7 protein-coding genes are annotated in these 4,961 nt (G+C 35.3%); all 7 read left to right on the top strand.

The genetic code is table 11. From position 1 onward, the window contains the following. Nucleotides 1-450 precede the first annotated feature (450 nt). The 7 genes from WBF61_RS06240 (at nt 451) to WBF61_RS06270 (ending at nt 4,937) form a co-directional block, all read left to right on the top strand. On the top strand, nt 451-1,200 hold the full coding sequence (locus WBF61_RS06240) for a flagellar hook-length control protein FliK (protein ID WP_424254891.1): 750 nt from the start codon (nt 451-453) through the stop codon (nt 1,198-1,200). A gap of 16 nt (nt 1,201-1,216) precedes the next feature. Then, a complete protein-coding gene (locus tag WBF61_RS06245) occupies nt 1,217-1,699 on the top strand; it encodes a flagellar hook assembly protein (RefSeq protein WP_424254892.1) in 483 nt (160 codons plus the stop codon). Nucleotides 1,700-1,767: 68 nt separating this feature from the next. Beyond that, complete coding sequence (locus WBF61_RS06250) at nt 1,768-2,637, top strand: flagellar hook-basal body complex protein (protein ID WP_424254894.1); 870 nt, start codon at nt 1,768-1,770, stop codon at nt 2,635-2,637. A gap of 88 nt (nt 2,638-2,725) precedes the next feature. Continuing rightward, nucleotides 2,726-2,929 carry a flagellar FlbD family protein gene (locus WBF61_RS06255; RefSeq protein WP_424254896.1) on the top strand — a complete coding sequence of 68 codons (204 nt, stop codon included), beginning with the start codon at nt 2,726-2,728 and terminating at the stop codon, nt 2,927-2,929. Next, entirely contained in the window at nt 2,926-3,726 is an 801-nt protein-coding gene (locus WBF61_RS06260) for a motility protein A (protein ID WP_424254898.1), read from the top strand. The genes WBF61_RS06255 and WBF61_RS06260 overlap by 4 nt, the downstream gene beginning before the upstream one ends. Before the next feature lie 2 nt (nt 3,727-3,728). Further along, a complete protein-coding gene (locus WBF61_RS06265) occupies nt 3,729-4,457 on the top strand; it encodes a flagellar motor protein MotB (protein ID WP_424254900.1) in 729 nt (242 codons plus the stop codon). After that, a complete protein-coding gene (locus WBF61_RS06270) occupies nt 4,458-4,937 on the top strand; it encodes a flagellar basal body-associated FliL family protein (RefSeq protein WP_424254902.1) in 480 nt (159 codons plus the stop codon). Nucleotides 4,938-4,961 lie beyond the last annotated feature (24 nt).

Consider the following 4,961-nt stretch of genomic DNA (forward strand, 5'->3'; position numbering starts at 1 on the left):
ATGGCAACCATTCAAAAAGACGTAATGGCAACTTTAAAAATAAGTTTACCTGAGACGAATGAAGAGTTGAACACAGAATACATAAAAATGATAAATGAGACAGGCACTGAAAATGGGGGAAAAGACTAGCTACTTTTACACGAACAGTTTTCAGTTGTCGCAACAGGACTTAATGAAGCATCAAAAGAAACTGGTATCACTAAACCGTTAGATTCGTCACTTGAAGAAGAAACCTTTACTCAAGTACCAAACACACTAATAAAAGATAAAACAGTAAACCATACTCAACGGAATCTATCGGATCAATTCCAATTAGCAACTAGTGAAACCGAAGGGTTAAATCAACAGATAAACGCAGAGGAAAGTTCAGATGGTTACTATACTATCGTAAGTGAAACAGATAAGGCAAGCAATAATACTCAGCTTAATGATTTAGTAACACCGCGTCTATTGACAAAAGACTGGTCTCAAATAAAAAAAACAACTGAAACAGAAAAAAATGTTGGTTTAGATAAACAATTGCCGCTAGAAGAAAAAGAAACTTCAATACTAAACAATCAACTTAGTAAAGAGATATTGTTTTCAGCTAAAACTGTCGTTAAAGAAGGAAAAGAAACGCCACTTACGCCAGTAATAAGCAACGGAGCAGAACAAAAAGCATTAATTGATGAGGATACCGATGGAACGGTTAAGGTAGATTCCACAGTTATGAATCAAAAAAATAGTGTTGAACCGATTCTCGTTAAAGGCGCTACTCAAGATTCGATAAGACAAAAAGTAACGCAAGAAGTGAATCAACTTATTTCAAACGAAATCGAACAAGCACAAACTAAAGGACAGTCTAGTGCGAAAGTTACCCTCTCACCAGAAGGTATGGGAGACATTTCAATTTCTCTTGAGTTAAAAGATAGTGTGTTGTCTACAAAGATTATTGTAGACAATTTAAAAACACAAGAGCTACTAACTGGTGGCGTACCAAAGTTATCGGATAATTTAAATCGGCATTCTATCCAAATAGGTGAAGTAACCATTCAATTAACAACGGCAGATCAAAATAGTTCTCATTTTGACCAAAGACAACACCGAAAAGAGCATCAACTAAAAAGACCTGCGACTAGAGGAACATTTGGTGAGAGTGTGCCAGCCCAAGGAGTACAAGAAGCCCAGGGGAAGACAGGTAGATTGAGTATTTTAGTTTAGAATAGGGAGGAAAAGAATGACGATTCCAGGTGGTTTTCATATTGGTTCAGTACAGAGTTTAGCCCCGCTTAAGGGAAAAGGCAATGAAATCACAACAGATGATTTTTTACAGATTATGGCGGCAACAATGAAAATGCCCCCTATGCCTGGTGAAAGTGGCGGTAGTGGCGGTGGAGAAACCGACCAACTTACTCAACTAGCGACTTTTAATATGTTGGATCAATTAACTAGAATTTCTGAGAAAATCGACTCAGGGTTATTGATGAGTCAACAACAGCAAGCTTTTGGATTAATGGGTAAGGAAGTAAAAGTGTTACATGGAGAAACCTTTGCAACAGGAAAAGTTGAAAAGGTCCGTTTCGATAAAGGTTTTGCAACGATTCAATTAAATGGGAATAATTATTATCTAAATGATATTTTAGAAGTAAGCACGAAAGAGTTTGAACCGCCTAAGGAAACGAAACCAACTGAAGAACCTAAAAAAATAATAACGAACTAACGAATAAACTGCTAGCGGCTAAAAGCCACTAATTCGTATAAACGGATTAATTGAATGGAGGAAGCAACATGTTAAAATCTTTATACTCAGGTGTTACCGGAATGAAAAATATTCAAACAAAAATGGACGTTATCTCGAATAATATTGCCAACGTTAATACAACGTCTTTCAAAACAGGAAGAGTTCGTTTTGAAGATATGATTAGTCAAACGAATGTTAGAGCACAGAAAGGAACAAATGCTCAACAAGTTGGACTTGGTGTGCAAGTTGGTTCTATTGATACAGTTATGTCTGGTGGTTCATTGCAATCAACTGGTAGACCATTAGATTTTGCAATTGAAAATGGCGATAATTCATTCTTTACGGTTAAAAACGGTGATCAAACATTCTATACACGTGATGGTGGTTTTTACCAAGATTACGAAGGGAATTTAGTTACAAGTTCAGGTTTTAGTATTATGGGCTTTTCAGGTGGAGCACCATATGAAAACGATGAAAATTTTAAAATTGATAGTTTAGGAAAAACTCCTTCACCATTAAAAATAAGCGATAAATTATCTGTTGGCAATCCAGCGGTTGAAGTAAGTTTACAAGATTATACAATTGATAAAGATGGTTTTGTTGTAGGTATGTATAGCAATGAAAAATCTTATGTTTTAGGCCGTGTAGCCTTAACAAGTTTTTCTAATCCAGATGGACTTGAAAAACAAGGTGGCAATATGTATTCTCAATCAGCTAACTCAGGAGAACCTACATTAGGGAATCCTTCAGATCCAGGATATGGTTCTGTTCGTTCAGGTTTCTTAGAAATGTCTAACGTTGACTTGGCCAATGAATTTACAGATATGATTGTTACAAGCAGAGCGTATCAAGCAAACTCAAGAAGTATTACAACATCTGATACAATGCTAGAAGAATTGATTAATCTGAAGAGATAATCCATTAAGAAATAGATAACCTCGAATACTTTATTTGCGTATTCGAGCGTCTGTTTTCTATTTTCAGTGATAGAAATGAGGATATAAGATGATTGCTTTAACAGATGTTTCAGGAAGAGAGTTTTACTTGAATTGTGAATTAATATATAGAATAGACCGTTCTTTCGATACAATTATTACTTTAACAGATGGAAAAAAACTAAGGGTGATAGAAAAAGAACCTGAAATTGTAGAAAAGGTAATTGCTTTTAAAAGAAAAATACATAACGGTTTTGTAGAGGGAGAACAATGAAAAAAAATATAGTACCATTTGTCGGTTTTATCTTAGGGGTTGCGTTAATTGTTTGGTCTATAACGTCTTCTGGAAATTTAACAAGTTTTGTAGATGTTCCATCACTAATTATTACGCTAGGTGGATCCTTTAGTGCCTTACTCATCAGCTACCCATTAAAAACGTTGAAAAAAATTCCATCGGTGGTTAAGAACTTAATGATGGATCCTAATAAAGACTATGGTAAATTAATTGAAGGTTTTTCTGAATATTCTAGAAAAGCTAGAAGCCAAGGGATCTTATCTATTGAAGGCGACTTAAAAGAGGAAGACAATGAATTAGTTGTAACGGGATTACAAATGGTTATTGATGGAATGGATCCAGAAAACATTCAAGAAATTTTAGACATTAAAATTGATAATATTGAAAAAAGACACCGTGAAGGTCAAGAGATTTTCTTTAAGTGGGGAGAATTGGCTCCAGCTTTTGGTATGATTGGAACACTTATTGGACTAATTATCATGCTTGGTGAATTAGATGACCCGAGCGCGATAGGGGTTGGTATGGCAACAGCTTTATTGACAACACTATATGGTAGTTTTATGGCTAACTTAGTCTTTTTGCCAATAGCAACGAACTTGAAATTACAAACCGATAAAGAAATGCAAATGTGTGAAATGATTACGGAGGGAATATTAGCGATTCAAGCTGGACAAAACCCACGTATTATTGAGCAAAAATTAAGAAGCTATTTGCCCGACGACAATAAAGAAGAGGTCTTAGAAGAGTCTGGACAACTTCAGCGTGAGGAGCAGTAAGGATGGCTAGAAGAAAAAAGGTAGAACAGAAAGCCGAGAGTTCAGGTGGATGGATTGTTACATTTTCTGATTTAATGTCATTGCTATTAACTTTTTTCATTTTATTGTACTCCATGTCTAGTGTGAGCGAAGCCAAGTTTTTAGAAGCTTCTCAATCGCTCCAAATGGCATTGAATGGAAGAGGCGGAGGAACGACGATTCTAACAGATTCAACATCCATCGTTGAAGAGCCACCGGCTTCTCCAACAGAAGAAGCAATTAATCCTGAAATAGAAGAACTGTACGAAAAAGTAACGGGTTATGTAGAAGAGAATGATATGACTTCAAAAGTCTCCGTTGAAATGGATAAAGATGGTGTATATGTTGATATCCAAGAATCAGTCTTATTTAGTTCAGGTAGTGCAGATGTTTCTGAGCCAGGAAAACAAACTTTGAGTGTATTGGCTGAATTAGTCAATTCTTTAAAAAATGATTTAGTTATTGAGGGGTATACCGATGACGTTCCTATAAGAAATTCGAATTTTTCTAATAACTGGGAGTTGTCTTCGGGACGAGCAATATCGGTTTTACGTTATTTAAGTGAACAAGAAAAAGTTGATCCAAAACGCTTATCTGCTAAGGGGTATGGAGAATACACACCAAGTGTCCCCAATAATACAGATGCAAATAGAGCAATAAACAGAAGAGTAAACATTGTTATTGTTTACGATAGTCAGGAGGCTAAGCGATAAATGAAAAAGAGGTCAGATGGAAAAGGGACAGATGAAACGAAAAAAAAAAACTGGCTCCTTCCAGTCATTGTTATTGTTTCAACGTTAATTATTGGTGGAGTGATTAGTTTTGGTTTCACTTCAGGTAAAGTTCAAGCATTTATGAAAAACTTGAGTGAAGAAAAAGTAGTAGAAACAACGGTCCCGATGGAGGAATTTTTAATTAACTTAACGTCTGAAAAAGACAAAAAAGAACAGTTTCTTAAAATTGAATTAGCGGTTTATAGCGACGAAAAAGATTCTCAAGAAGTTATTGTCGCTAAAACGCCTCAAATTAGAAATGCTATTATTAATGTATTAAGAAAACAAACGTCAGAGACTGTTTTCGGAGAAGATCAAGAATTGATTGCTCTTAAACAAGAACTGATTAGTCAAATCAATAAATCATTAGGAAAACCAGTTATTAGCGATATATTTATTACGAATATTATTATGCAGTAAAGCAAGTGAAAGGAAGCTGGAATA

This window comes from Carnobacterium sp. (assembly GCF_049673005.1).
Taxonomy (GTDB): domain Bacteria; phylum Bacillota; class Bacilli; order Lactobacillales; family Carnobacteriaceae; genus Carnobacterium_A.

Bases quoted from the DNA above. Each gene is read 5' to 3' on its own strand.
- WBF61_RS06245 (WP_424254892.1), top strand. From the start codon at position 1,217: ATGACGATTCCAGGTGGTTTTCATATTGGTTCAGTACAGAGTTTAGCC.
- WBF61_RS06250 (WP_424254894.1), top strand. From the start codon at position 1,768: ATGTTAAAATCTTTATACTCAGGTGTTACCGGAATGAAAAATATTCAA.
- WBF61_RS06255 (WP_424254896.1), top strand. From the start codon at position 2,726: ATGATTGCTTTAACAGATGTTTCAGGAAGAGAGTTTTACTTGAATTGT.
- WBF61_RS06260 (WP_424254898.1), top strand. From the start codon at position 2,926: ATGAAAAAAAATATAGTACCATTTGTCGGTTTTATCTTAGGGGTTGCG.
- WBF61_RS06265 (WP_424254900.1), top strand. From the start codon at position 3,729: ATGGCTAGAAGAAAAAAGGTAGAACAGAAAGCCGAGAGTTCAGGTGGA.
- WBF61_RS06270 (WP_424254902.1), top strand. From the start codon at position 4,458: ATGAAAAAGAGGTCAGATGGAAAAGGGACAGATGAAACGAAAAAAAAA.